We start from the raw sequence: 23,354 nt of genomic DNA on the forward strand, positions 1-23,354 counted from the left end.
ACCCCCGAGGTCAGTTGTCGCTGCCTTTGTTGTCGACGCGGTAGCCGAAGCTGAACCCCACGCCCTGGAACAGCACGACGTCAGCCAGTTGCCGGGCCAGTTCGCCGGCGCTGGCCAGCTTGGTCTTGGGCACGTAGAGCATGTCGTCCGGTTGCAGGTAGGCGACCTGCGCGGCGCTGGCGTCCAGCGCTTTGTCCACGTTGTAGGGCATGGCCTGCACCTGGTTGCCGTTGCGCCGCATGATCACCACCGAGTCCAGCCGCGCCTTGATGCTCGGGCCGCGGGCCAGGGTCAGGGCTTCAAGCACCGAGACCGGGCGACGGATCGGGTAGGCGCCGGGCTGGCCGACTTCACCCAGCACGTAGATCTCGTTGACCGCGGTGGACTTGAGCATCACATCGACACTCATGCGCCCCGGCAGGTCGGCGTAGCGCTTGTTCAGGTACGTCTCCAACTGGGTCACGGTCATGCCTTGCAGGGCGACCGAGCCGACTTCCGGAAAGTTGGCGTGGCCGTCGCTGCCCACGGTGATCTCGCGGCTCATGCCGGTGGCCGGGTGGTTCAGCGCGCTTTTCAGGTTTTGCTCGTTGGTCAGCGGGCTCAGCACCTGCACCGTGAGCTGGTCGCGGTTGGGCTGGAACAGGCTCTTGTTGCGGTAGGCCTGCTGGATCGCGGCCCGGGCCTGCTCGGGGGTCATGCCGGCGACGTTCACCGAGGTGTTGGCCGCCGGCAGTTCGATGCGCCCGTCGGGCAGCACCAACTGGTTGCCGTTGAGCGAGCTGGCGGAGAGGAAGCTCAGGCCGATGGTGTCACCGGACTGGATACGGTAGGCATCGGAGCCGCTGGTGCTGATGTGGAAGATCACATCCAGCACGTCCTGCGGACGCAAGACCTGTTCCTTGCTGGAAAGCTCGGTGTCCTGGGCGTTGGCCGGCGCGGCGGTGAGGATCTGTACCGGCATCGTCCGGGCGTCCTGCTGGGTGGTGCAGGCCGCCAGTGGCAATAGCGCGAACAGGGCGATCAAGGGCATTTTCATGAGTGTTTCCCTCGCACGGTCGGCTCAAAGGTTGTTGTAGAGCCACTTGGGCATGTAGTAGCGGCGCCGGTTGAAGACGCTGCCGATCAGCCGCGCGCCGGCCTGGACCAGGCGCTGGCTGGCGGCCTGGGCCACTTCGCGGCGGGTGTCGTCGGCGTTGATCACCAGGATCACGCCGTCCACCAGCGGGCCCATCACCAGGCTGTCGGCACCGGCGTAGACCGCTTCGCCGTCGATCACCACGAAGCGGTACTCGGCCGCCAGCGTGTGCAGCAGCGCGCGCAGCAGTTCCGGGTCGAGGCGTTCGCCACCGCGGTCATGCAGGCCGCCGGGCAGCACGTCGAAGCGCTGGTCGGACAGGCGCACGATGCAGTCCTGGGCCAGTGGCGGTGTCTGGTCGTCGAACAGCAGGTCGTGAAAACCCCGCAGCTTGTTCAGGCCCAGTTGCTGGCTGAGGGTGTTGGGGCCGTTGCTGCCGTCGATCAGCAGCACCGTTCCACCGCTCATCAGGGCCAGTTGGCTGGCGAACGCCAGCGCGCTGGTGCTGGTGCCGCTGCCGCTGTTGGCGGCGGTCAGCAACAGGACGCGCTGCGCCGGGTCGAGCACGGTGGAGGTGAGGTTGGTTTCGCTGGGGACAGCGATGCTCATGCTTCTTGAAGTAGAACCGTCCATCTCAACTTGCTCCGTGGCCACTGAAGACTTTGAAGGGGGTCTTGAGCAGGATTTTCAGGTCCAGGCTCAGGCTCTGTTCGGCGATGTAGCTCAGGTCCAGTTCGACCCGCTGGTCGAAGTCGATGTCGCTGCGCCCGGAGATCTGCCAGAGGCCGGTCATGCCCGGGTAGATGCTCAGGCGCGCGAGGTGGTTGTCCTTGTAGCGGTAGGCGTTGAACGAGGTGGGCCGGGGGCCGACCAGGCGCATGTCGCCGAGCACTACGTTGAACAGGTTGGGTAGCTCGTCCAGGCTGCTGCGCCGTAGCCAGCGACCGATCGGGGTTACCCGCGGGTCATCGTCGATCTTGAAGTCGATGGACTGGGCGCCGTGCTTGTTGAGGTGGCGCAGCGACTCCTTCCGCGCCTCCGCGTCGGCGACCATGGTGCGGAACTTGAACATGCCGAAATTGCGGCCCCGGTAGCCGGTGCGCTTCTGCACGAAGAACACCGGCCCCGGGCCACTCGCCTTGACGGCCACGGCCAGGCCCAGCAGCAGCGGCGCCAGCAGCACGATCAGCAGCGAGGCGCCGCCGGCGGCGACCCAGCGGTTGGTCCGCGACAGCGTCCAGGGGCGACCGCCGAGGCGGCCGGTGAACCAGCCGCGGCCCTGTTTGTGGACCGCCGAGTCGATGCGCATGCGGTGTTTGGGGTCCATGCGCTTGTCCTGGCTCAGCGCCTGGATCTGCGCGCTTTTCGGTTGTCCGGTCATAGCGACCTCCGTTGCTCGTCGGGCGACGCCCGGTGGATCTGCGCTGGCGTCCCGTGCAGCGGCAGGTAGTGATCGAGGAACCAGGCGGCAAAGCGTCCGAGGCCCTCGTCGAGGGAAATCAGCGGGGTGAAACCGGTGGCGTGGGCCAGGTCGCTGGCGTCGGCGCAAGTGTCCAGCACGTCGCCGGGCTGCAGCGGCAGCAACTCGATGGCGGCGCGGCGGCCGAGGTGTTTTTCCAGCAGGGCGACGTAGTCCAGCAGCGCCACCGGGCGTTGCCCGCCGATGTTGTACAGGCGCCAGGGCGCGTGGCTGCTGGCCGGGTCCGGGGTCATCGCGTCCCAGCCCGGGTTGGCCTGTGGCGCCAGGGGAATCAGCCGCACCATGCTTTCGACGATGTCGTCGATGTAGGTGAAATCACGCTGGTGCCGGCCATGGTTGAACAGGCGCAGCGGGCGGCCTTCGACGATGGCGCTAGCGAACTGCATCGGCGACATGTCCGGGCGACCCCAGGGGCCGTAGACGGTGAAGAAGCGCAGGCCGGTGGCCGGGATGCCGAACAGGTGGCTGTAGCAGTGGGCCATGGCTTCATTGGCTTTCTTGGTCGCGGCGTACAGCGACAACGGGTGGTCCACCGCATCGCGTACCGAATAAGGCGTGTGCTGGTTGGCGCCATACACCGAGCTGGACGAGGCGTAGAGCAGGTGTTGCACCGGGTGGCGGCGGCAGCTTTCGAGAATGTTGAGAAAGCCGCTGAGGTTGCTGTCGAGGTAGGCCCGCGGATTCTCCAGCGAGTAGCGCACCCCGGCCTGGGCGGCCAGGTGCAGGACCACGTCGGGGCGCTCACGGGCGAACAGCGCGTCCAGCGCGCTGGCGTCGGCCAGCTCGATACGCTGCAACGGAAAGTGCCCGGCCTGCTGGCGTACCCAGCCGACCCGTTGATGCTTGAGGGTCGGGTCGTAATAGCCATTGAAGTTGTCCAGGCCAAGCACCTGGTAGCCGTCGCGCAACAGCCGCAGGACGCAATGGGCGCCGATGAAACCGGCCGCGCCGGTGACCAGGACTTTCATGGCGCGGGCACTTCCGGATCGACATGACGCAGGCCGATGCCGCAGTAATCCAGGCCGAAGGTCGCGACCTGGTCGGGGTTGTACAGGTTGCGGCCGTCGACGATCAGGCGCTGGCGCAGTTTCTTCGCCAGCAGGGTGAAGTCCACCACGCGAAAGTTCTTCCACTCGGTGCAGATCACCAGGGCGTCGGCGTCTTCCAGGGTGTCGTCGCGGGTGGCGCAGAGTTTCAGGTCGTTGCGGTAGCCGTAGAGGCGCCGGCATTCGGCCATGGCTTCCGGGTCGAAGGCATGCACGGTGGCGCCTTCGGCCCACAGCGCTTCCATCAGGTAGCGGCTCGGCGCTTCGCGCATGTCGTCGGTGTTGGGCTTGAAGGCCAGGCCCCAGAGCGCCACCGACTTGCCCTTGAGGCTGCCGGGAAAGTGCTGCTTGAGTTTGCTGAAGAGAATCTGCCGCTGGGCGTCGTTCACTTCGCTGACGCTCTGCAGCAGGCGCAGCGGCATGCCGTTGTGCTCGGCGGTGTGCAGCAGGGCGCGCAAGTCTTTGGGAAAGCACGAACCGCCGAAGCCGCAGCCGGGGTAGATGAAGTGGTAGCCAATGCGCGGGTCGGAGCCGATGCCTTTGCGCACCGCTTCGATGTCGGCGCCCAGGCGTTCGGTGAGGTTGGCCAGCTCGTTCATGAAACTGATACGGGTGGCGAGCATGGCGTTGGCCGCGTACTTGGTCAGCTCGGCGCTGCGGTTGTCCATGAACATGAGCTTTTCATGGTTGCGGCAGAAGGGCGCGTAGAGTTCGGTGAGCTGGTCCTGGGCCTGGGCGTCGCAGGTGCCGACGATGATCCGGTCGGGGCGCATGCAGTCGGCCAGGGCGCTGCCTTCCTTGAGGAACTCCGGGTTGGACACCACGCGGACTTTCAGCGTCAGTTTGCCGAGCCGGTCGAGTTCTTCCCGGGCCAGTAGCGCCACCGTGTCGGCGGTGCCCACCGGCACCGTGGACTTGATGATCAGGGTGCGATCGGCCTCCATCAGCCCGGCGATCTGCCGGGTTACCCCGAGCACATGGGAGAGGTCGGCGGAGCCGTCTTCGTCGGGCGGCGTGCCGACCGCGATGAACACCAGTTCGGCATGCGCCACGGCATCGCTGGACTGGGTGCTGAACAGCAGGCGACCGTCGCGGATGTTGTCTTCGAGCATGGCGGACAAGCCCGGCTCATGGATCGGCGGCACACCCTGGCGGAGCTGGCTGATCTTGTGCGCATCGACATCCACGCACAGCACCCGGTGTCCGACATCGGCCAGCGCCGCGGCCTGCACGAGCCCTACATAACCTGTACCGAATACGCTCACGTCCATTCCGGGTTGCCTCGCAGGGCGTAATGGGGATGAAACAGCGGTGTGATTTCGGTATAGCGCAGGCTGGCGGAAAAGTGTCAAAGCAATGGCATGTTTCGTTTAACTTACAGCGCCTGTTGGCGAGGTCGTTTTGCCATCAACTCTTTTCCAATCCGTGCTTTAGCGAAATCGACGCTGGCCAATGGCTGTCGATTTTCGCGATGAACGGTCGAAAGCCGCGTGGTTGAAGGCTCCTGTGATTTTGTTCGATAGTCGAAGGGGCAGATTTCTGTGGTGCAAGGGGGTAGAAACAGGCGTCAAAAACTCGCCATAAAAATGACAAGCCATAGATGGAAAGAAAATCGCAAGCTGGCTACCGTTCGAGAAACCTCGCCATTCGCGGACGGAGCCTTGCCATGCGCGCATCGATCAAGAGCCTGCTGTTGCTGGCCTATCTGGCCTGCTTTCACGCCGCTATCCTCGAGCGTTTTCAAGCACTCGGCGGCGGCCTTGCACTGGTGCTCTACGGCGGGATGTTCGTGCTGCTGGCGCTGACCCTGCTGGCGGCCGCGCATATTCGCCAGGGCGCGTTGCGCTGGGGGCTGGCGCTGGTGTTCTTCGCCAGCGCGGTGTTCTTCGATGCCTACACGCGAATCACCAACAGCTACCTGACCTACAGCGCCTTCCTGTCGATGGTCTACTCCGGTGGCTTTATCCAGGAGGCGGTGGCCCAGTACCACGCCTCGATCATGCAGGCGCTGCTGCGCGGACTCTTGCTGCTGCTCGGCATCGGCCTGCGCCCCGGCGCCAGGCCACGCTTGCCGCGGGCCTTGCCGTGGACGGCGCCGGTGCTGGGGCTGCTGTTGCTCACCGGCATACTCTTCGTGCGTTCCGGCGAAGGCGCCCGTGGCCTGCCGGTGATGTACACACCGCTGGCCTACCTGAACCTGATGGCCTACGAGGCGCTGCACGACCATGTCGGCGCCCGCGAGCCGGTGAGCTTGCCGCGCAGCGGCCCGGCGCTGGTCCGCGACATCGTGCTGATCATCGACGAGAGCATCGCCGGCAACTACCTCGACACCACCACCCCACTGGGGGTCAAGACGCCGCTGACCCAGGCGCAGCCGGGCGTGCGCATTTTCAACTACGGCTACGCGGCGTCCGTCGCCAATTGCAGCGCCGACACCAACGTCACCCTGCGCTACGGCGGCACCCGCGCGGACTACCTGCGGATCAACTCGACCCAGCCGTCGATCTGGCAGTACGCCCACCAGGCCGGGTTGTCCACGGTGTACGTGGACGCCCAGCGCACCGGCGGGCACCTGCAGAACCTGATGACCGACACGGAAAAACGCGATATCGACCGCTTCATCCAGTTCGATGACACCCCGGTGCTGGAGCGCGACATGGCTGTCGCGGCGACCCTCACCGAGCTGCTGGCCGACGGCACGCCGCACCTGATCGTGGTCAACAAAGTGGGCGCGCATTTCCCGGTGCACGACAAGTACCCGGACGCCTTCATGAACTACCGCCCGGCCTTGCCCCGCGGGCAGTTCACCGATGTCACCGACACCGGCCAGCGCGACGGCTTCGCCGGGCGGCCAGAGGATTGGGTGCTGTACCGCAACGCCTACCGCAACACCTTGCTGTGGAATGTTGGCGAATTCTTCAACCGCCTGTTCGCCAAGGCCGACCTCAGCCAGGCGGTGGTGATCTACACCTCCGACCATGGCCAGGACCTGCACGAGCGCGGCAATCCCGGGCTGAACACCCATTGCGACAGCGACCCGGTGGCGGAGGAGGGGTTGGTGCCGCTGCTGGTGATCCAGGGCGAAGGGCTCAAGACCCTCGACTGGCAGGCGCACCTGGCGGACAACAAAAACCGCTCCAGCCACTACAACCTGTTCCCGACCCTGCTGCAGTTGCTCGGCTACGACAGCGCCGCGCTACAAGCGGTGTACGGCAAACCGCTAAGCGTACCGACCGAAGACCCGTTCAGCTTCAACACCCGTTTCAACGCCCGGCTGGGCGCTAGCCCGGTGTTCAAGCACATCGACCTGAGGCAGGTGGTGGTGCCGGCGGATGGCCAGGTGGTGGGAATTCGGCAGTGAAGCCGACATTTTTCCGAGCCTCGAGATCGAGCGCCGCCCCCCCCCGTAGGAGCGAGCTTGCTCGCGATGCGCCGCGCAGACGGCGCGCGATCTCAACCACGCTAAAGCGCTGCCGACGAGCACACAGCGCACACGCCAACCCTCAATCACCTCCCCAAAAACCGCGCCGGCCGCTTCTCGATAAACGCCGCCATCCCTTCCTTCTGATCCTGCGAGGCAAACAGCAACGCATTGGCCTTTCTCTCCAGCGCCAACCCCGTCTCCAGCGGCGCATCCATGCCCGCGAGGATCACTTCCTTGATCTGCTCCGCCGCCAGCGCCGGCATCGCCGCGATGACGTTGGCCAGTTCCAGCGCACGGGCCTGGACCTGATCGTCCTCCACCAGATCGCTGACCAGCCCGGCGACCCAGGCTTCCTCGGCGGTGATCGGCTGCCCGGTCAGGGCCATGCGCATGGCCTTGGCCTTGCCCACCGCCCGCACAAGGCGCTGGGTGCCGCCGATGCCGGGCATGATGCCGATGCGGATTTCCGGCTGACAGAATTTCGCCCCGCGCCCGGCGACGATCAGGTCGGCATGCATCGCCAGTTCGCAGCCGCCGCCATAGGCATAGCCGCACACCGCGGCGATCACCGGCTTCGGACAGTGCTGGATCGGCGCCCAGACCCGTTCGGTATGGCGCTGGTGAATCTCGATCGGGCCGACCCCGGCCATGCTGGTGATGTCGCCACCGGCGGCGAACACCTTGTCGCCGCCGGTGAGCAGGATGCAGCGCACCTCGGGATCGGCCCCCAGTTCGCTGAAGTGCCGCGACAGCGATGCCTGCAATTCCAGGCTCAGGGCGTTGCTCGCCTGGGGTCGGTCGAGGCGCAGCAGGGCCACGCCGGGGGCCGGGAATTCGAGCAGTACGGAGGGACGATCGGTTGCGGACATAAGCCTTCTCACGCGTGAAAAACCGGGGGGATTGCCAGGCAGTGTCGGGCGTGCGCGGGTGTCGATTCATCGTCCGTTCAGACGAAGTTTGCCCCGGCCTTTGTCCCTAGAGTGGGCCTTGTCAGCAAAACAAGGAGCCTGAAATGGGGCAGCAACGCGGTCTTGATTACAGCGGCAAGGTGGTACTGGTCACCGGCGGCACCAAGGGCATCGGCGCGGGTATCGCGCAGGGTTTCCTCGACGCCGGTGCGCAGGTCATCGTCTGTGCCCGCAACGCCCCTGAACAGCTACCGGCCAGCGGCGAACGCACGGCGGTGTTTTTCGCCGTCGACGTGCGCGACGGCGAGTCGTTGCAGGCGCTGTTCGACAGCATCCAGCGCGACTTCGGCCGCCTCGATGTGCTGGTCAACAACGCGGGCGGCGCCCCGGCGGCGGATGCCGCGACAGCCTCGCCGCGTTTTCACGAAAGCATCATCCGCCTGAACCTGATCGCGCCGCTCAACGTCGCCCAGCAGGCCAACCGCCTGATGCAAGCGCAGGAAACGGGGGGCTGCATCGTCTTTATCGGCAGCGTCGCCGCCCAGCGTCCGTCGCCGGGCACCGCCGCCTATGGCGCGGCCAAGGCCGGCGTGGTGGCCCTGGTCACCTCGCTGGCGGTGGAGTGGGCGCCCAAGGTCCGGGTGGTCACCGTCAGTCCGGGCCTGGTGCTGACCGACCAGGCTCACCTGCACTACGGCAGCGAGGCCGGCGTCGCCGCGGTCAGCGCCGGTATTCCCGCCGGACGCATGGCGGCGGCCGAGGATATCGCCAACGCCTGCCTGTACATCGCCTCGCCCCTGGCCAGCTACGCCAGCGGTTGCAACCTGCTGCTGCACGGCGGCGGCGAGCGACCGGCTTTCCTCGGTGCGGCGCAGGCCACGCCCACCTGATCGACCCCACGGCGGCGCCACCCGGTGGCCGCCCTCACTTTGCAGGAGACGACTGTGGCTGATCCACAATTGCTGTCCAACGTGCGCGCCCTGGTGGGGCGCCAATACGGTCGGGTGTATGCCTGGGACGAAGTCAACGCGCCGATGATCCGCCAGTGGTGCGAGATCATGGGCCTGGAGAACCCGCTCTACACCGATCCGGCCGCCGCGCTGCAAGGCCCGCATGACGGCATCGTCGCGCCGCCGGCGATGCTTCAGGTGTGGACCATGGAAGGCCTGCACGCCAACAACTATCCGCCGGGCTCCACCGACGAAAACCCCTATGAAGTGCTCAAGCTGTTCGAGGAACACGGCTACGCCTCGGTGGTCGCGGTGAACTCGGAACTGACCTTCCAGCGCCCGGTGCACCTGGGCGAGCGGCTGTACTACACGACCCGGCTGGACGCGGTGGGCGACGAGAAGACCACCGCCCTGGGCACCGGTTTCTTCGTCACCCTGGTGATGAGCCACTTCGTCGAGAAGCCCGAGGGCGACGAGCCGGTGGGCGAGCTGCTGTTCCGCGTCTTCAAGTTCCGCCCGGCCAATCCGCAGCCCGCGGCCAAGCCGGCCGAGGCGCTGGCCAAGCCCAAGCGTCCGCTGCCGGGGATGAGCGACGACACCCGGTTCTTCTGGGAAGGCTGCGCCGAAGGCAAGCTGCTGATCCAGCGCTGCACCGCCTGTTCGACCCTGCGCCATCCGCCGGCGCCGGTGTGCATCCAGTGCCACAGCTTCGACTGGGACACCGTGCAGGCCAGCGGTCGCGGCAGCCTGTATTCCTTCGTCGTCATGCACTACCCGGAAGTCCCGCCGTTCGATCACCCCAACCCCATCGGGCTGATCGAGCTGGAGGAGGGCGTGCGCCTGGTCGCCGGGTTGACCGGCGTGCAGCGTGACGAACTGAAGATCGGCCAGCGCCTGCAGGTGGAATTCCAGACCTTCGACGAACAGCAGACCTTGCCGCTGTTCCGTCCCGTGGCCGAGCCGGAGTAAGCGCCCATGGATTTCGAATTGAGCGAAGACCAGCGCGCCATCGAGCAGATGGCCGACAGCCTGTTCGTCGATTACTGCAACGATGACGCCATGCGCCAGTGGGACACCCGCGGCGAACCGATGATGGCCGCACTGTGGGACTTGTGCCGGGAAACCGGCCTGCATGCCTTGGCAATTCCCGAATCCGCGGGCGGCAGCGGCCTGGGCATGACCGAATTGATGCTGGTGCTGCAAGCCCAAGGCCGCGGCCTGGGCCAGGTGCCGCTGTGGCGGCATCAGTTGGCGGCGGCGACCCTGGCGACCTTTGCCAGCGACGCCTACCCGGCCTGGATCGAGCGGGCCGCCAGCGGCGAGGCGTTGCTGAGCCTGTCGCTGGAAGGCATCAATGCCGCCTGCGGCATCGAGCTGGAGGCCACGCCCAACGGCGCTGTCTGGCAGGTCAACGGCCGCATCGCCGCCTTGCCGCTGGCGGCGCAATCCGGCGCCGCGCTGGTGCCGGTGCTGTTGCATGGTCAGCCCCGGCTGATGCTGCTGGAACTGCAATCAGCCAACGTGCACCTGACCCCGGCGGTGATGACCCACGGCGAGGCGGTGGCCGATGTGCGGGTCGAGGGCCTCAGCGTCAGCCACCTGCTGCCGGTGGACGCCCTGGACTGGCTGGAATCCCGCGCCATCGCTGCTCAGGCGGCGCTGCAACTGGGGGTCAGTCAGGAACAGATCCGCCGCACCGTCGAGTACGTCAGCGAGCGCCAGCAGTTCGAACGGCGCATCGGCAGCTTCCAGGCGGTGCAGATGAGCATGGCCGACGCGCACATCGCCCTCGAAGCCTTGCGCAGCAGCCTCTGGCAGCTCTGCTACCGCCTTGACGCCAGGCTGCCGGCGCCGTCGGAAGCGCTGGCCACGGCGTGGCTGGCCTGCGAGGCCGGGCACCGCATCGGCCATGTCGCGCAGCACGTGCATGGCGGCATCGGTGTCGACCTGACCTACCCGATCCACCGTTTTCTCTATTGGAGCCGCGCCCTGGGCCTTGCCCTCGGCGGATCGGCGGCATGCCTGGAACGTCTCGGCGACTGGCTGAGCGATAACGACAAGCTGGGATGGAAATATGACCTTGAAGAACACCAAGCGCTTTGAAGACGTGCGTCCCGGCGAGTTGCTGCCGGAGCTGGCGGTGCCCATCACCGTGCCGCTGATTGCCGGCGGGGCGATCGCCACCCGCGACTACTTTCCCGGCCACCACGACCTGGACGCCGCCCGTGAACTGGGCTCGCCCCACGTGTTCATGAACATCCTCACCACCAATGGCCTGGTGCAGCGCTTCGTCGAGGCCTGGGCCGGCCCGCTGGCACGCTTCGCGTCGCTGAAGATCAAGCTCGGGGTGCCCAACTACCCCGGCGACTGCATGACTTTCAGTGGCAGCGTGACCCACCTCGATCCTGAAACCCGCACGGTCGAAGTGACCCTTGGCGGCAAGAATTCCATGGGCAACCACGTGACCGGCACGGTCGCGCTGGTCCTGCCCTGACAGCCGGAGACACTGTCATGACGCAATCGTCGATTTCCGGGCGCGCCGCCATTGTCGGACTGGGCGCGACCGAGTTTTCCAAGAATTCCGGGCGCACCGAACTGCGCCTGGCCATGGAAGCCACCCTCGCGGCGCTGCAAGACGCCGGCATCGATCCATCGGAAGTGGAGGGCTTCAGCTCCTACTCGGTGGACAAGGTGCCGGAGTACGAGATCGCCCGGCTGCTGGGCTGCAAGGACGTCAAGTTCTTCTCCCAGGTGCCCCATGGCGGCGGCGCCGCCTGCGCGCCGATCCTCCACGCGGCGATGGCCGTGGCCACCGGCGTGGCCAAGGTGGTGGTGGTTTACCGGGCAATGAACGAACGTTCCTGGTACCGCTTCGGCAGTGGCAGCTACGGCTTCGCCTCGACGCCGATCTTCGAGAACGTCAACTACGGCTGGTACATGCCCCACGGCTTCCACACCCCGGCAGCCTGGGTCGGCATGTTCGCCCAGCGCTACATGCACACCTATGGCGCCACCTCCGAGGACTTCGGCCGGGTCGCGGTGGCGGTGCGCGATTTCGCCGCGACCAACCCCAACGCGTTCTTCTACAACAAGCCGATCACCCTCGAAGAACACCAGGCCTCGCGCTGGATCTGCGAGCCGCTGCACCTGCTGGACTGCTGCCAGGAGTCCGACGGCGCGGTGGCCCTGGTCATCACGTCGGCCGAGCGCGCCCGCGACCTGCGGCAGAAACCGGTGACCATCAAGGCCGGCTCCCAAGGCATCAGCAGCGGCCAGCAGATCATGACCTCGTTCTACCGCGACGACATCACCGGCCTGCCGGAGATGGGCGTGGTCGCCCGCGAGTTGTATCGCCAGTCCGGCCTCGGCCCGGACGCGATCCAGACCGCGGTGATCTACGACCACTTCACCCCGTTCGTGCTGCCGCAATTGGAAGAATTCGGTTTCGCCCCGCGTGGCGAGGCCAAGGAATTCATCCGCGCCGGCCACCACGCCCGTGGCGGCAAGCTGCCGATCAACACCCACGGCGGGCAACTGGGCGAGGCCTATATCCACGGCATGAACGGCGTCGCCGAAGCGGTGCGCCAGGTGCGTGGCACGGCGGTGAACCAGGTGGCGGACGTCGAGAACGTGCTGGTCACCGCCGGCACCGGCGTCCCCACCAGCGGCCTGATTCTCGGCGCGGCCTAAGGAGCAGTCCATGTTCGTCGACCTCACCCCCGAACAACACGCCCTGCGCCGCACGGTGCGCGACTACTTCCAGGCCCTGATGACCCCCGAGCTGCGTGAGCAACTGCGCGGCAAGGAGGGCGGCGAGCTGTTTCGCCAGACCATCCGCCAGATGGGCCGCGACGGCTGGCTGGCGGTGGGCTGGCCAAAGGCCCATGGCGGCCAGGGCTACGCCGCCACCGAGCAGTTGATCTTCTTTGAAGAGGCGAATATCGCCGGCGCGCCATTGCCGTTCGTGACCATCAGCACCGTCGGCCCGGCGCTGATGGAGCATGGCAGCGCGCTGCAGAAGGAGCGTTTCCTGCCCGGCATCGCCGCCGGCGAAATCATGTTCGCCATCGGCTATTCCGAGCCGGATGCCGGCAGCGACCTGGCGGTGCTGAAGACCAGCGCCCGGCTCGACGGCGACAGCTTCGTGGTCAACGGCAACAAGCTGTGGACCTCCGGCGCCGAATCCGCCGATTTCATCTGGCTGGCGGCGCGCACCGACCCGAACCTGGCGCGGCACAAGGGCGTCTCGATCCTGATCCTCGACACCACGCTGCCGGGCTTTTCCAGCACGGTGATCCCGACCACCAGCAACCCCACGGCGGCCACCTACTACGACAACGTGCGGGTGGCGAAGGACATGCTGGTGGGCGAGCTGAACGGCGGCTGGAAACTGATCACCGCGCAGCTCAACCACGAACGGCTGGGCCTGGGGTCGTGGTCGGACAAGGTTGCCGGGCTGTTCCGCCGCATTTACTTGTGGGCCAGGGCCCGTGACGAGCAGGGCCGCCGGGCGATGGACAAGGCCTGGGTGCGCAGCTCGCTGGCGGAATGTTATGCGCGGCTGGAAGCCATGCGCCTGATCAACCTGCGGATCGCCGCCAACCTGGAGCACGAGCGCATGGACGTGGCGCTGAGCTCGACCACCAAGGTCTACGGCTCGGAATCGGCCATCGAGATCCTGCGCCGGTTGTCCGCGGTGATTGGCGCCAACGGTGTGTTGCGTTCCGGCTCGGCCGCCGCGGCCTTGCACGGCGAGCTGGAATACGAGCTGCGCGCCTCGGTCACCCTGACCTTCGGCGGCGGCACCAATGAAATCCAGCGCGAACTGATCGCCCAGTTCGGCCTGGGCATGCCGCGCACCCAGCGCTGAGCCAACCACAACAACAATAACCAGCCCCGGGTCAGGCCCGGGGCGAGGGTCAAGTCATGAGCACGATTGAGCAATTCAGGCATGAAACCCGCGCCTGGCTGGAGGCCAACTGTCCGCCGTCGATGCGCACCGCCATGGGCGAAGGCGACGTGGTCTGGGGCGCCCGCGAGCCGCAGTTTCCCAGCGAAGACGCGCGACTGTGGTTCGAGCGGATGCGCGACAAGCGCTGGTTCTGCCCGGAATGGCCCGAGGAATACGGCGGCGCCGGGCTGAACCCGGAGCAACTGGCGGTGCTGGAAAGCGAGATGCGCCGCCTCAAGTGCCGGCCGCCACAGATCAACCTGGGCATCTGGATGCTCGGCCCGGTGCTGCTGGCCTACGGCAGCGACGAACAGAAACGCAGCCTGCTGCCGCCCATGGCCCGTGGCGAAACCCGCTGGTGCCAGGGCTTCTCCGAGCCGAACGCCGGTTCCGACCTGGCCGGCCTGAAGATGGCCGCCCGCGACGCCGGCGACCATTTCGTGGTGGACGGCAGCAAGATCTGGACGTCCTACGGCGACAAGTCCGACTGGATGTACGCGCTGGTTCGCACCAACACCAGCAAGCCCAAGCACGAAGGCATCAGCCTGATCGTGCTGGACATGCGCAGCGCCGGGGTGAACGCCGTGCCGATCGACCTGATCAGCGGCAAATCGGCGTTCTGCCAGGTGTTCTTCGATGGCGTCAAGGTGCCGAAAAGCCAGTTGATCGGCCCGCTGGACGGTGGCTGGAACCTCGGCAAGTACCTGTTGCAGCACGAACGCAAGGCCATGTCGAAATTCGGCGAGATCAGCCTGCCGTCGCATTTCGACCTGCCGGCGCTGGTCCGCGAGTACCTGCCGCAGCCCGAGAGCCAGGGCGAACTGGCCTTGCAGGCGCGTGCCGTGGCCTGCGCGATGAACGAACAGGCCTACAACCTGACCGTGCAACGGATGGCCGAGGAAGCACGGGGCGGCGACGACGTCAGCGGCCTGATGGCGATCATGAAGCTGGTCCACACCGAGCAGGAGCGCGACAAGTTCGAAGTGCTACTCGACATCCTCGGCGGCCACGCCCTCGGCTGGCAAAGCGAGGCCTTCGACGAGCGCCAGTTGGCGGTGACCCGCGGCTGGCTCAACAGCTACGCCCTGACCATCTCCGGGGGCGCCTCGGAAATCCAGCTCAATGTCATCGCCAAGCGCGTGCTTGGCCTGCCTGACGCGAAAAAAGGAGCGACGGCATGAACCTGCGTTACAGCGAAGAACAGCGCCTGCTCGCTGACAGCGCCCGCGACTTCCTCGGCGCGCGCAGCCCGGTGGCCGCCCAGCGCCGCTTGCGCGACGAAGGCGCGGGGCAGGGCTTCGATGCGCAACTGTGGCAGGACGCGGTCAACCTGGGCTGGAGCGCGATTCCCTTCCCCGAAGACCTCGGCGGCCTGGCATTCGGCTGCATGGGCCTGGGGCCGGTGTTCGAGTCCATCGGTCACAACTTGTCGGCGACGCCATTGCTGTCCAGCGTGGTCCTCGGCGGTTCGCTGCTGCACCTGGCCGGTAACGCCGAGCAACAGCAGCGCTGGTTGCCGGGGCTGATTGCCGGCGGTTTGCGTCTGGCGCTGGCGGTGGATGAGCGCGCCCGGCACAAGCCGCTCGACACCTGCCTGAGCGCCGTGGCCGAAGGCGACGGCTATTGCCTGGACGGCGACAAATACTGGGTGGTGGACGGTAACGGCGCCGATGCCTTTATCGTCGCCGCGCGCACCTCGGGCAACGCCGGGCAAGCGGCGGGCATCAGCCTGTTCCTGCTGCCGGCCGACACCCCGGGCCTGATTTGCAGCGCCTTGCCGCTGATCGACGCGCGCAACAGCGCTCGCCTGCAATTGCAGCAGGTGCGGGTCGGCCGCGCGGCGTTGCTCGGCGAAGCGGGGCAGGGTTGGGCACTGCTCGACGCGGTCCTCGACCGTGGCCGCGCCTGCCTGGCGGCGGAACTGCTGGGCATCGCCGAGCACCTGTTCCACACCACCCTCGATTACCTCAAGACGCGGGTGCAGTTCGACGCGCCTATCGGTTCGTTCCAGGCCCTTCAGCATCGCGCGGCGCGGCTCTATGTCGATCTGGCCCTGGCCCGCAGCGCGGTGATGGCCGGGCTTTCGGCGCTGGACGACGACAACCTCGACGCCGCCGCCCGTGGTCGCCTGGTCAGCCTGGCGAAATGGAAGGCCGGCGACACCGCGCTCAAGGTCGCCAACGAGGCGGTGCAGATGCACGGCGGCATCGGCGTCACCGATGAACTGGACGTCGGCCTCTACCTCAAGCGGGTGCGGGTGGCCCAGGCCTGCCTCGGCGACCGGGATTTCCATTGCGAGCGCTACTGGGCCCTCGACCCGGCCCGCGCCTGACGTTCAGGAGAACGACACATGAGCATTGAACAGTGGCGCACGGCGTGGGAGCAGTTGACTGCCGCAGGCGCGCCGTTTGAAGTGGTGACCCCGGCGGACGGCGCGCCGCGTTACTTCCGTCACGCGGCGCGGACCCTGCAGGAGGTGATCGACGCGGGGCGGGTGCATGGCGAGCGCGAGTTCCTGGTCTGGCAAGACCAGCGCCTGAGCTTCGCCGGTTTCTTCGATCAGGTCGATCGCCTGGCCGGGCAATTGATTGCCCGCTTTGGCCTGCAACCCGGCGAGCGGGTGGCGATCGCCATGCGCAACCAGCCGGCCTGGCTGGTGGCCTTTGCCGCGATCCAGCGTTGCGGCGCGGTGTGCGTGCCGCTCAACAGTTGGGGCCTGCGCGATGAATTGCTGCATGGCCTGGAAGACAGCGGCGCCGGTTTGTTGCTGTGCGACGAGCCACGCCTGGCGCTGCTGCGCGATGACCTCACGGCGCGGCAGCGGACCACCCTCGTGGTCGGCCTGGCATCCGCGGCGGGGCTGCCCGATTACTGCTTCCGCTACGAAGACCTGCTGGCCGCCGAGGCATTGGTGGTGCCGGCGGTGCCGGTCGAGCCGCACGCGCCGGCGATGATCCTCTACACCTCCGGCACCACCAGCCGGGCTAAGGGCGCGCTGTCCAGCCACCGCGCGGTGTGTCAGGCGCTGGCGGCGCTGGATTTCCAGAGCGCCTTTTGCGCCCTCAGCTCACCGCAACGCATCGCCCGGGTGATCGACAGCGGCTTTGCCCCGACCTCGCTGATGGCGGTGCCGCTGTTCCATGTCAGCGGCCTGCATGCGCAGTTTCTCTCGGCGCTGCGCGGCGGCCGGCGCCTGGTGTTGATGTACAAGTGGGACGTCGAGCGGGCCATCGACCTGATCCGTGACGAGCGTTGCACCCAGTTCAACGGCGCGCCGGTGATGATGCAGCAACTGCTGGCCTCGCCGCGCTTCGGCGGTGCCGACACCGCCAGCCTGTTCGGCCTCGGCCTGGGCGGCGGCGCGTCGTCCGCCGGGCTGCTCGGCGACATGGCCCGGCGCAAGCCCGACGTGATCGGCGGCAGCGGCTACGGCCTGACCGAAAGCAACGGCATCGGCGCCGCGATCGGCGGCGATCCGTTCCTCTACAAGCCGGCGAGTTGCGGCTGGCCGCTGCCGATCGTCGAAGTGCGCATCGGCGACAGCCCGGCACACCCCGTGCCCAACGGCCAGCCCGGACTGATCTGGCTGCGCTCGCCGACCCTGATGAGCAACTACTGGAACCAGCCCGTGGCCAGCGCCGAGACCCTGTGCGATGGCTGGCTGAACACCGGCGATATCGGCTACCTCGACGACGAAGGCTTTCTCTGCATCAGCGGCCGCGTCAAGGAATTGATCAACCGCGGCGGCGAGAAAATCTCGGCGGCGGAAATCGAAGCGTGCATCAGCGAGATGCCGGGCGTCGAGGACGCGGCGGTGTTTGCCGTGCCGGACCCGTTGCTGGGGGAGGCGGTGGCACTGGTCATCCAGGGCGCGCGCCTGCCTTCGGCCGAGGACGCCCAGTTGTTCATCGCCGCGCGGCTGGCCGGGTACAAGGTGCCAGCGCATGTGTACCGGGTAACGGAGGCACTGCCGAGGAATGCGACCGGGAAGGTGCTCAAGGCGGAGTTGAAGCAGCGGATTTCTGGTTGATAAACCGCAATTTCTTAGTCTTTCCGGACGATGTTTCCTACCCCGGAAAACCAACAATGAAGCACATCCGAAAGGCTTATCAGCGAAGGAGGCAATACATGAAAACAAAAAGAACAGGTGTCATGCTCGCGGTCGCTCTCACTGCCAACTGCTTGGCTATTGCTGGCGCATGCGCCGCTGTATCGCCCGACGAGGCTGCCCGCCTGGGCAAGGACCTGAACTGTGTTGGCGGCGAAGTGGCCGGCAACGCCGAAGGCACCATCCCGCCCTACACCGGCAAGTACCTGGGTGAAGTGCCCGGCTGGAACCACGTGAAATTCTCCGGCGACCAGCCGGTCGATCCCTACGCCGATGAGAAGCCGATCCTGGTGATCACCGCGGCGAACATGAGCCAGTACGAGTCGCACCTGACCGAGGGGCAGAAGGCGCTGCTGAAGAAATACCCGACCACCTACAAGATGAACATCTACCCCGGCCACCGCGATTTCCGCTACCCGGACTACGTGTGCAAGCGGGCCATGTCCAACGCTCTCAACGCCAAGCTGGTGAATGACGGCCTGGGCATCGAGGGCCTTGGTCAGGTGCCGTTCCCGATTCCGAAGAACGGCATGGAAGTGCTGTGGAACCACCAGCTTCCGGCCCGGGCCTACACCGAGGAAAAAATCTCCGACCTCGCCTCGGTCCTGCCCAACGGCAGCATCGGCTGGGGCCGGGCCCACGCCCGCAACCTGTCGCAGGCCAACTCGCCGACCGTGGAGCCGAAGACCGAGGACGGCGTCCAGGCCATGAGCTACAACACCACCCTCAAACCGGCCCGCGACAACGGCGTGATCAGCATCGCCCACGAGCCCTACAACTTCGTCACCTCGTCGCGCCAGGCCTGGTCCTACAGCCCGTCGACCCGACGCGTGCGGCAGATGCCCGGCTACGGCTACGACCAGCCGATGATCGGCACCAACGGCACCATGACCGTGGACGAAGACCGCCTGTTCAACGGCGCGCCCGAACGCTACACCTGGAAATTGTTGGGCAAGCGCGAAATCTACAGCCCGGCCAACGCCTTCAAGGCCAACTCGGCGAGCTACAAATACAGCGACATCCTCACCCCCAACCACCCCAACCCGGATGTCATGCGCTATGAACTGCGCCGGGTCTGGGTGGTGGAAGCGGACCTGAAGGAGGGCTTCCGTCACGTCTATGGCAAGCGCGTGCTGTTCATCGACGAAGACACCTGGAACGCCGTGATGGCCGACAACTTCGATGCCCGCGGGCAACTGTGGAAGCACGCCATGATCAACTACTACTACCACCCCGACATGAGCGGCTGGCAGGCCGGCTCGCAGTTCTTCATGGACCTGAACTCCGGGCAGTACACCGGGTACGGCATGACCAATGAAGCGAAGAAGGGCCCGATTCTCAACGAAGGCAAGTACAGCCCGGATATGTACACCGCTGATGCGGCGCGGGCGATTGGGCGGTGATTTGATCTGCTGTTAAGTGTTGTTTTTGAGCCCTGCCGGGAATTGGCGGGGCTTTTTTTTGGGTTTTACTGAGGGGCGACTAGGCGCTAGTCGACAGCTTTATCAGCGCTCTCAAGATCGAGCGCCGCCCGCGCGGCGCATCGCGAGCAAGCTCGCTCCTACATTGGTTGCAACGTGCCATGGCCTGTCAGAAGGGTGTTGCCCTCCTTTGGCGATTGGCGATGAACCGCAGGGAGGCTGTCGTACAAACAAGGCAGTCAACCATGGCCTGACAGACATAGGTACGTTGCAAACCACTGTAGGAGCGAGCTTGTCGGGGCGCCGAACCGTCGCGATGCGCCGCGCGGGCGGCGCTCGATCTAACCGGCACTGGAAAACTTCCGACATGCACTAACCCCACCCAACCCTCAAAGAAATTGCTTGTTAAAAAATTCACCTGTACCGTCGCGCCCCTGCGCAGGCCGGATTCGCGCGCATCGCAGTAGAGAAGCCTTGGGTAGCGGGAAACCCGCACCCTTGACACGCGCGACATCGCTCTTTCGAGAGTCGATCAATATCGAGCCCTCGCCGACGGCACCGACGTGTACTGCATGTTCGGCGCGCTGAGCGCCGCGTCCGCGCAGGCGGTGGTTGAGCACGAAATCACTACTCTGGCCGACAACGTGATTCACGCGGTTGAAGCCTTCGAAGACCATTTTGACGTTTGAGTACAAGGGTTCGTCCATGAGCATGTGGAAAAAACTGGTGACCGCCCTGCGTGGCGGCGCCTCGGAAGTTGGTGAAGCGATCATCGACGCCAACGCCATTCGTATCCTCGAGCAGGAACAGCGCGACGCCGACGCGGCGCTGGTCAAGGCGCGCAACGGCCTGATCGAGATCAAGGCCAAGCACAAGCTGGCTCTGCAACGTATCGCCGGCCTCGAAGGCGATGTCGCCAGTTGGGAAGGCAAGGCCATCGCCGCGCTGAACGCGGATCAGGAAGGCCTGGCCACCGAATGCGCCGGCCGCGTCGCCGAAGTCGAGGCGCAACGGGTTCAGGAACGCGAGATGGCCAGCCAGTTCGGCCGTCAGGTCGACCTGCTGCAAGCGCAGATCATCGAAGCCGAAAGCCGCCTCAAGGGCATCCGCCAGCAAACCGAAATGGCCAAGGCCCGCGAGACCGTGCAGCAAGCCCGTATCGCAACCGCCAGCGCCACCGGCGGTGCCAACGGCAAGGTGGAAACCGCGGTCAACTCGCTGGCGCGGATCAAGCAGCGCCAGGACGAGCAGGACGCCAAGCTGGACGCCGCCCGCGAACTGGCCGAAGTGTCCAGTGGCGATGATCTGGAGCGTCGTCTCCAGGACGCCGGCATCGGCGCCAAGACTGACGGTGCAAGTGATGTGCTGGCACGCTTGAAAGCCAGGCAGCAAGGTAGCGCCACCGTCGAGTGACAGTGCACGCGAGGGCATGCGGAGTGATCCGCCTGCCCTTTTTTCATGGCCTGGATTCTAAGGTGACCCATGGCATTCGGTAATCGGCTGCGCGTCGTGCTCGGCCTGGGCGTGTTGCTGGTGGTCGTGCAAGTGCTCAACTGGCTGAGCGGCTACGCCCTGGTGCAGTTCGGCATTGTTCCGAGAACCCTGCACGGACTGGTGGGCGTGGCGTTTGCGCCGTTCCTGCATGGCTCCCTTGCGCACCTGTTGAGCAATCTCCTGCCATTCATGGTGCTGAGTTGGCTGGTGTTGAGCGAAGGGCTGTCGCGCTTTATCCGGGTGGCGTTGTTGATCGCCGTGATCGGTGGCGTGCTGGTCTGGGCGCTGGGACGTACCAGCGTGCATGTCGGCGCCAGCGGGGTGATCTTCGGTTTGTGGAGCTATCTGCTGGCCCGCGCCTGGTATCAGCGCAGCCTGGCCAGCGTGTTGGTCGCGCTGGGGGTGCTGGTGGTGTATGGCGGGCTGGTGTTCGGCTTGCTGCCGGCGCGCGGGGTGTCGCTTGAGTCGCACCTCGCCGGGGCATTCGCCGGCATCCTCGCCAGCCGCTTGATGCATTCGAAACGACTGTTGGCACGCGGCACGAACGACATAAAAAGGACGGTTAAATGAGTTGGATAAAACGCCTGCTGGGGATGCAGGCTCCGCTGCCCGCGAAAGCGGACGGCCGCCCGGCGATGGGGCCCCAGGCTCCGCTGGGCCTGGCATCCGGGCGTATGCTTTGCCTGGATTCGAAACTCGCGCTGTTGCTGGCGGACGCTTCCAGCGTCGTTGTCCCGGAGGACGAGAAGGTCTGGGCCACCGGCAGTGTCGACCTCGGCCAGGGCACGCGCCTCGAGCGCTTCTACCTGGATAACGAAGACTACTTCCTGCAGGTGGTGATGCACGGCAATGGCGCCGATGATATCGAAGACATCATCCTGTTCGGCTATCACCAGGTCACCACCATCGCCAGCCGTGACGAACTGCTGCGCCTGACCGGCCCGGATTCGAAGGTCGGCCTGCCGTTCTTCGAACTGGACGGTATCGAGTACCAGCGCCAGTGGGGCTCGGAAGACGGCCAGACCGAGCTGGTGCCGATGCTTGAGCGGGTCAGCAACCCCGAGGCCAGCTATCAGGTCCGTCATCACTGCATGCTCTACGCCCGTGACCTCGAACTGACCAACCGCCGCGAATTCCTGCTGTTTTCCGTCGAGGAAGACGAGGAGGGCAATGTCGCCCTGTCGTCCGCCATCGGCGTCACGCTGCAACTCACTGATATCACCGTCATCTGACAAGGAAGCACCATGCTTGAAGCACTCCGTATGTCGCTCAACGCGACTGCCGTATTCGGATTCGTTCTTTATATCGTCGTCGCCGTGGCGCTGTTCGCGCTGTTCCAGTTCCTCTACACCCGGATCACCCCGCACAAGGAGTTCGAGCTGATCCGCGAGAACAACCCGGCGGCGGCGATTGCCCTGGGTGGCTCGCTGATCGGTTTCGCCCTGCCGGCCAGCAATATCATTTCCTACAGCGTCAGCGTGGTGGACTTCGTGGTCTGGGTGCTGATTGCCGCGGTCGTGCAATTGCTCGCCTTCGTCGGCACCGGCCTGGTGCTCAAGGGCCTGGCGGCGCGGATTGCCCGTGGCGAACTGGCCGCGGCGATCTACGCGGCGTCCGTCGCCATCAGCGTCGGCTTCCTCAATTCGGCCTGCATGACCCCAGCGGCCTGAACCCAAGGAGAAGCCCATGAGAGCCCGTAGTTCCGCAAAACTGCTGCTGGCCAGCGCGCTGCCCCTGGCGATCAGTGGCTGCAGCGACCCCGAGCAGACCGTCACCTACTCGCTGAAAAGCAACTTCAAGAACGTCCAGGCCTGCGTCGACGCCAGCTTCCCGGCGGACGTCTGCTCCGACGCCTATATCCAGGCGATGGTCGATCACCGCCAGGTCGCGCCGACCTACGATGATCGCGCCGCCTGTGACGCCGATTTCATCGAGGGCTATTGCCAGCCCACTTCCGACGGCAAATACATGCCGCAACTGGCCGGTTTCGAGCTGGCCATGAGCGGTGATATGCCCAAGGATCAGATGGAGCAGGTGCAACAGCAGGCCCAGCAACAGGCCGCGCAGTCGGGCGGCAGCGGCATCGGCAACGGTGTCGCCGCGGCGGCCACCGGTGCGCTGGCCGGCATGTTGATCGGCCAGGCGATGAGCAACCGCAGCGCGCCACGCTACCAGTCGCAGCCGGTCTACCAGAGCCGCGATAGCCGCGGCGCCTATCAGACCTCGACCTTGTCCAAACAGATCGAGCAGGGCAAGACCTTCAGCCGCTCGACCCAGGCCCGTCGCGACGACAACGGTTCTGGTGGTGGCTACAGCGGCTCGACCCTGGGCCGCAGTCTCGGCACCTCGAACAGCCGTTCCGCCAGTTCTTCCAGCTACAACTCCAACGTCGGCTCGACCATCTCCCGCGGCGGTTTCGGCCAGCAGGCCACGGCCCGCAGCGGCTGGAGCGGCAAGCGTTCGTCCGGCTACAGCTTCGGTGGTTGAGGGAGCCCGG

22 protein-coding genes and 1 pseudogene are annotated in these 23,354 nt (G+C 65.9%); 17 read left to right on the forward strand and 6 right to left on the reverse strand.

Features of this window, described 5'->3' with window-relative positions; genetic code table 11:
* Positions 1–10: 10 nt before the first annotated feature.
* The 5 genes from NTD82_RS03670 to NTD82_RS03690 are packed head-to-tail and all read right to left on the reverse strand — an operon-like array spanning position 11 to position 4,872.
* On the reverse strand, positions 11–1,030 hold the full coding sequence (locus NTD82_RS03670; protein WP_371864257.1) for a polysaccharide biosynthesis/export family protein: 1,020 nt from the start codon (positions 1,028–1,030) through the stop codon (positions 11–13).
* 30 nt (positions 1,031–1,060) lie between these two features.
* Positions 1,061–1,708, reverse strand: coding sequence for a CpsD/CapB family tyrosine-protein kinase (locus NTD82_RS03675; protein ID WP_095153506.1), 648 nt, complete (start codon positions 1,706–1,708; stop codon positions 1,061–1,063).
* A 1-nt stretch (position 1,709) separates the two neighbouring features.
* Entirely contained in the window at positions 1,710–2,456 is a 747-nt protein-coding gene (locus tag NTD82_RS03680) for a sugar transferase (RefSeq protein WP_262127780.1), read from the reverse strand.
* Entirely contained in the window at positions 2,453–3,523 is a 1,071-nt protein-coding gene (locus NTD82_RS03685) for an NAD-dependent epimerase (protein WP_262127781.1), read from the reverse strand. The genes NTD82_RS03680 and NTD82_RS03685 overlap by 4 nt, the downstream gene beginning before the upstream one ends.
* On the reverse strand, positions 3,520–4,872 hold the full coding sequence (locus NTD82_RS03690; protein WP_095153503.1) for a UDP-glucose dehydrogenase family protein: 1,353 nt from the start codon (positions 4,870–4,872) through the stop codon (positions 3,520–3,522). The genes NTD82_RS03685 and NTD82_RS03690 overlap by 4 nt, the downstream gene beginning before the upstream one ends.
* A gap of 395 nt (positions 4,873–5,267) precedes the next feature.
* On the opposite strand from NTD82_RS03690, the gene NTD82_RS03695 reads away from it, so the two are divergent.
* A complete protein-coding gene (locus NTD82_RS03695) occupies positions 5,268–6,962 on the forward strand; it encodes a sulfatase-like hydrolase/transferase (RefSeq protein ID WP_262127782.1) in 1,695 nt (564 codons plus the stop codon).
* A 146-nt stretch (positions 6,963–7,108) separates the two neighbouring features.
* Here NTD82_RS03695 and NTD82_RS03700 read toward each other — a convergent pair whose 3' ends face one another.
* Positions 7,109–7,894, reverse strand: a complete 786-nt coding sequence (locus NTD82_RS03700; RefSeq protein WP_095153501.1) for an enoyl-CoA hydratase — start codon at positions 7,892–7,894, stop codon at positions 7,109–7,111.
* Positions 7,895–8,037: 143 nt separating this feature from the next.
* On the opposite strand from NTD82_RS03700, the gene NTD82_RS03705 reads away from it, so the two are divergent.
* The 16 genes and pseudogenes from NTD82_RS03705 (at position 8,038) to NTD82_RS03780 (ending at position 23,344) form a co-directional block, all read left to right on the forward strand.
* A complete protein-coding gene (locus tag NTD82_RS03705) occupies positions 8,038–8,823 on the forward strand; it encodes an SDR family oxidoreductase (protein ID WP_095153500.1) in 786 nt (261 codons plus the stop codon).
* Between the two features lie 54 nt (positions 8,824–8,877).
* Positions 8,878–9,852 carry a bifunctional MaoC family dehydratase N-terminal/OB-fold nucleic acid binding domain-containing protein gene (locus NTD82_RS03710; RefSeq protein ID WP_095153499.1) on the forward strand — a complete coding sequence of 325 codons (975 nt, stop codon included), beginning with the start codon at positions 8,878–8,880 and terminating at the stop codon, positions 9,850–9,852.
* Positions 9,853–9,858: 6 nt separating this feature from the next.
* Complete coding sequence (locus NTD82_RS03715; protein ID WP_262127783.1) at positions 9,859–10,986, forward strand: acyl-CoA dehydrogenase family protein; 1,128 nt, start codon at positions 9,859–9,861, stop codon at positions 10,984–10,986.
* On the forward strand, positions 10,958–11,377 hold the full coding sequence (locus NTD82_RS03720; protein ID WP_095153497.1) for a MaoC family dehydratase: 420 nt from the start codon (positions 10,958–10,960) through the stop codon (positions 11,375–11,377). Before NTD82_RS03715 ends, NTD82_RS03720 begins: the two co-directional genes overlap by 29 nt.
* 17 nt (positions 11,378–11,394) lie before the next feature.
* Positions 11,395–12,573 (forward strand): lipid-transfer protein, encoded by a 1,179-nt coding sequence (locus NTD82_RS03725; RefSeq protein WP_095153496.1) that lies wholly within the window; start codon positions 11,395–11,397, stop codon positions 12,571–12,573.
* A 10-nt stretch (positions 12,574–12,583) separates the two neighbouring features.
* Positions 12,584–13,753 (forward strand): acyl-CoA dehydrogenase family protein, encoded by a 1,170-nt coding sequence (locus NTD82_RS03730; RefSeq protein ID WP_262127784.1) that lies wholly within the window; start codon positions 12,584–12,586, stop codon positions 13,751–13,753.
* Positions 13,754–13,809: 56 nt separating this feature from the next.
* A complete protein-coding gene (locus NTD82_RS03735) occupies positions 13,810–15,015 on the forward strand; it encodes an acyl-CoA dehydrogenase family protein (RefSeq protein WP_262127785.1) in 1,206 nt (401 codons plus the stop codon).
* Complete coding sequence (locus NTD82_RS03740) at positions 15,012–16,166, forward strand: acyl-CoA dehydrogenase family protein (RefSeq protein ID WP_262127786.1); 1,155 nt, start codon at positions 15,012–15,014, stop codon at positions 16,164–16,166. The genes NTD82_RS03735 and NTD82_RS03740 overlap by 4 nt, the downstream gene beginning before the upstream one ends.
* An 18-nt stretch (positions 16,167–16,184) precedes the next feature.
* Positions 16,185–17,864 (forward strand): class I adenylate-forming enzyme family protein, encoded by a 1,680-nt coding sequence (locus tag NTD82_RS03745; protein WP_262127787.1) that lies wholly within the window; start codon positions 16,185–16,187, stop codon positions 17,862–17,864.
* Positions 17,865–17,962: 98 nt separating this feature from the next.
* A complete protein-coding gene (locus tag NTD82_RS03750) occupies positions 17,963–19,345 on the forward strand; it encodes a DUF1329 domain-containing protein (RefSeq protein ID WP_410017022.1) in 1,383 nt (460 codons plus the stop codon).
* 563 nt (positions 19,346–19,908) lie between these two features.
* A pseudogene (locus NTD82_RS03755) lies at positions 19,909–20,052 on the forward strand (DUF2170 family protein); the annotation flags it as partial.
* A 16-nt stretch (positions 20,053–20,068) separates the two neighbouring features.
* Positions 20,069–20,776, forward strand: coding sequence for a PspA/IM30 family protein (locus tag NTD82_RS03760; protein ID WP_262127788.1), 708 nt, complete (start codon positions 20,069–20,071; stop codon positions 20,774–20,776).
* Positions 20,777–20,845: 69 nt separating this feature from the next.
* Positions 20,846–21,427, forward strand: a complete 582-nt coding sequence (locus tag NTD82_RS03765) for a rhomboid family intramembrane serine protease (RefSeq protein ID WP_262127789.1) — start codon at positions 20,846–20,848, stop codon at positions 21,425–21,427.
* Complete coding sequence (locus tag NTD82_RS03770; RefSeq protein WP_262127790.1) at positions 21,424–22,089, forward strand: YjfK family protein; 666 nt, start codon at positions 21,424–21,426, stop codon at positions 22,087–22,089. The genes NTD82_RS03765 and NTD82_RS03770 overlap by 4 nt, the downstream gene beginning before the upstream one ends.
* A 12-nt stretch (positions 22,090–22,101) precedes the next feature.
* The gene (locus NTD82_RS03775) at positions 22,102–22,527 is read left to right on the forward strand and encodes a DUF350 domain-containing protein (RefSeq protein ID WP_095153487.1); all 426 of its coding nucleotides are present in this window, start codon (positions 22,102–22,104) and stop codon (positions 22,525–22,527) included.
* Positions 22,528–22,543: 16 nt separating this feature from the next.
* A complete protein-coding gene (locus NTD82_RS03780; protein WP_262127791.1) occupies positions 22,544–23,344 on the forward strand; it encodes a DUF1190 domain-containing protein in 801 nt (266 codons plus the stop codon).
* The last annotated feature ends 10 nt before the right edge of the window (positions 23,345–23,354 follow it).

Origin of the sequence: Pseudomonas sp. 5P_5.1_Bac1 (genome assembly GCF_025466015.1) — a bacterium.
Classification (GTDB): Bacteria; Pseudomonadota; Gammaproteobacteria; order Pseudomonadales; family Pseudomonadaceae; genus Aquipseudomonas.

Excerpts from the sequence above, each read along its gene's own strand:
- NTD82_RS03670 (WP_371864257.1), bottom strand. The coding sequence starts at position 1,030 with ATGCCCTTGATCGCCCTGTTCGCGCTATTGCCACTGGCGGCCTGCACC.
- NTD82_RS03675 (WP_095153506.1), bottom strand. The coding sequence starts at position 1,708 with ATGGACGGTTCTACTTCAAGAAGCATGAGCATCGCTGTCCCCAGCGAA.
- NTD82_RS03680 (WP_262127780.1), bottom strand. The coding sequence starts at position 2,456 with ATGACCGGACAACCGAAAAGCGCGCAGATCCAGGCGCTGAGCCAGGAC.
- NTD82_RS03685 (WP_262127781.1), bottom strand. The coding sequence starts at position 3,523 with ATGAAAGTCCTGGTCACCGGCGCGGCCGGTTTCATCGGCGCCCATTGC.
- NTD82_RS03690 (WP_095153503.1), bottom strand. The coding sequence starts at position 4,872 with ATGGACGTGAGCGTATTCGGTACAGGTTATGTAGGGCTCGTGCAGGCC.
- NTD82_RS03695 (WP_262127782.1), top strand. The coding sequence starts at position 5,268 with ATGCGCGCATCGATCAAGAGCCTGCTGTTGCTGGCCTATCTGGCCTGC.
- NTD82_RS03700 (WP_095153501.1), bottom strand. The coding sequence starts at position 7,894 with ATGTCCGCAACCGATCGTCCCTCCGTACTGCTCGAATTCCCGGCCCCC.
- NTD82_RS03705 (WP_095153500.1), top strand. The coding sequence starts at position 8,038 with ATGGGGCAGCAACGCGGTCTTGATTACAGCGGCAAGGTGGTACTGGTC.
- NTD82_RS03715 (WP_262127783.1), top strand. The coding sequence starts at position 9,859 with ATGGATTTCGAATTGAGCGAAGACCAGCGCGCCATCGAGCAGATGGCC.
- NTD82_RS03720 (WP_095153497.1), top strand. The coding sequence starts at position 10,958 with ATGACCTTGAAGAACACCAAGCGCTTTGAAGACGTGCGTCCCGGCGAG.
- NTD82_RS03725 (WP_095153496.1), top strand. The coding sequence starts at position 11,395 with ATGACGCAATCGTCGATTTCCGGGCGCGCCGCCATTGTCGGACTGGGC.
- NTD82_RS03730 (WP_262127784.1), top strand. The coding sequence starts at position 12,584 with ATGTTCGTCGACCTCACCCCCGAACAACACGCCCTGCGCCGCACGGTG.
- NTD82_RS03735 (WP_262127785.1), top strand. The coding sequence starts at position 13,810 with ATGAGCACGATTGAGCAATTCAGGCATGAAACCCGCGCCTGGCTGGAG.
- NTD82_RS03740 (WP_262127786.1), top strand. The coding sequence starts at position 15,012 with ATGAACCTGCGTTACAGCGAAGAACAGCGCCTGCTCGCTGACAGCGCC.
- NTD82_RS03745 (WP_262127787.1), top strand. The coding sequence starts at position 16,185 with ATGAGCATTGAACAGTGGCGCACGGCGTGGGAGCAGTTGACTGCCGCA.
- NTD82_RS03750 (WP_410017022.1), top strand. The coding sequence starts at position 17,963 with ATGAAAACAAAAAGAACAGGTGTCATGCTCGCGGTCGCTCTCACTGCC.
- NTD82_RS03760 (WP_262127788.1), top strand. The coding sequence starts at position 20,069 with ATGAGCATGTGGAAAAAACTGGTGACCGCCCTGCGTGGCGGCGCCTCG.
- NTD82_RS03765 (WP_262127789.1), top strand. The coding sequence starts at position 20,846 with ATGGCATTCGGTAATCGGCTGCGCGTCGTGCTCGGCCTGGGCGTGTTG.
- NTD82_RS03770 (WP_262127790.1), top strand. The coding sequence starts at position 21,424 with ATGAGTTGGATAAAACGCCTGCTGGGGATGCAGGCTCCGCTGCCCGCG.
- NTD82_RS03775 (WP_095153487.1), top strand. The coding sequence starts at position 22,102 with ATGCTTGAAGCACTCCGTATGTCGCTCAACGCGACTGCCGTATTCGGA.
- NTD82_RS03780 (WP_262127791.1), top strand. The coding sequence starts at position 22,544 with ATGAGAGCCCGTAGTTCCGCAAAACTGCTGCTGGCCAGCGCGCTGCCC.